This is a genomic window from Archangium sp. (assembly GCF_036388035.1).
Lineage (GTDB): Bacteria > Myxococcota > Myxococcia > Myxococcales > Myxococcaceae > Archangium.
Map to the genome: position 1 here is coordinate 1 of NZ_DASVSO010000638.1, position 1,902 is coordinate 1,902.

1 protein-coding gene is annotated in these 1,902 nt (G+C 72.7%); it reads left to right on the forward strand.

The window, feature by feature from the left end:
* Positions 1-1,902: alpha-2-macroglobulin family protein (locus VF697_RS26140; protein ID WP_331099436.1), on the forward strand; the 1,902-nt coding region annotated here is incomplete at both ends.

Here is a 1,902-nt window from a genome sequence, read left to right on the forward strand (position 1 = left end):
ACCCCACGGCGTCGGGCGGCTGGGAGGAGCGCACGGTGGGCTTCCGCATCGTGCCCGCCGAGCGCACGCTGCGCGTGTCGTTGCAGCCCCGGCGCGCCGAGGCCACGCCCCTCACCGAGCAGGTCATCGACATCCGGGTGACGAACCACGAGGGCCAGGGCGTGGTGGCGCAGCTCTCGGTGGGCGTGGTGGACAAGGCCGTCTACGCCATCCAGAGCGAGTTCCGCCCCAAGGTGCTCGACTTCTTCTACCCGGTGGGCCGCAACAACGTGGCCACCTTCTTCTCCGCCGAGTTCCAGGGCTACGGCTATGGCGAGGCGCTCGCGCGGAAGATGGCGCGGCTGCCGGACCATGCCTTCGCCTCCATCAAGCCGCCCACGCGGCAGGCCAAGGACCTGGACCGGGACACGGCCTACTGGAGCCCCACGGTGGTGACGGACCGGGACGGGCGCGCCACGGTGCGCTTCAAGCTCCCGAGCAACCAGACGCTGTGGGTGGTGACGGGCGTGGCGGCGGACACCTCGGGCCGCTTCGGCGAGTCCACGGCCGAGTTCGCCACGCGCGGGGGGCTCAACCTGTACGCCGCGCTGCCGCAGTTCCTCCGCCAGGGGGATGAGGCGCTCGCCTCGGTGCGCCTGTCGGCGGGCGAGGCCTCCAAGGGCAGCCAGCTCCTGGACGTGCGGCTCGCGGCGGCCGGAGTGCTCGAGGCCGCCGAGTCCAAGCAGAAGGTGGAGCTGGGCAAGGGTGGCGAGCAGGTGCTGCCCCTCGCGCTCAAGGCGAAGGGCTCCGGCACGGCCGAGCTGGCGGTGGAGGTGACGGGGGGCAAGGAGCCGCTGCGGGACCGGCGCGCGGTGGCGGTGCGGCCCGCGACGCTGGCCGAGCCGGTGAAGGTGTCCAGGTGGGGCGGCGGCGAGCTGGCCCTGCCCGCGGCGGCCAGTGCCTCGGTCTCCGAGGTGGAGCTGGTGCTCCAGCCGTCGCTCGTGGACGCGGCGCTCTCCAACGTGCGCGAGCTGCTGACGTACCCCTACGGGTGCCTGGAGCAGCTCGTGTCCACCACGGTGCCCAACGTGGCGCTGTACCAGACGCTGAAGAAGGCGGGCTCGCTGGAGTCGCTCGACACGGACAGCCAGGGGCTGCTGGCCGAGGCGCGCAGCCGCTCGGTGCAGGGCACGGCCCGCATCCTGGAGATGTCCGTCCGGGGCGGGGGCTTCACCTGGTTCAGCGGCTACAGCGAGGCGGATCTGCCCATGACGCTCATCGCCCTGGACGGGCTGGCGTATGCGGTGGAGGCCGGGCTGGTGGACCGGAATGAGCCGCGCATCACCGAGAGCCTGCGCTGGCTGGAGGCCCAGGGCGAGATGCCCTTCGAGTGGGACGCCACACGGGTGTATGTGCTGGCGCGGCTGGACGGGGAGCGGCAGGCGGCTCGGGTGCGCGCGCTGGTGGAGCGGGCCACGCCGGGAGACCTGTACCCGCTGGCGCTCTCGGTGCTGGCCGCGGAGAAGGCGGGGGTGATGAAGGAGCCCGCGCTCAAGGGCCGCATCGACGAGCTGGTGGCCCAGAGCAACGAGGGCTTCGTCACGCTGGCCAACATGCCCGCCCCGAGCGAGGCCCTGTGGCGCTATCCGCTGCGCCGGGTGGGCCTCACCGCCATCCTGGGACACGCCGCGTCCTTCGGGAAGCTGGACGTGGCCCGGGCCCGTCGGCGGTTGATGGAGGCGATGGCCGAGCCCGGACTGTCCACCTTCGATCGGAGCACGGCGCTGCTGCACTCGCTGTGGCTCATCGAGCGGGACGCGAAGGAGTTCCGCAAGCTGGCGGCGCCCGAGGTGAAGGGTGTGAAGGGCACCGTGCGCTTCGTGCCGCGCGGCATGGGGCTGGTGGCCACGCTGGAGCCGGGGA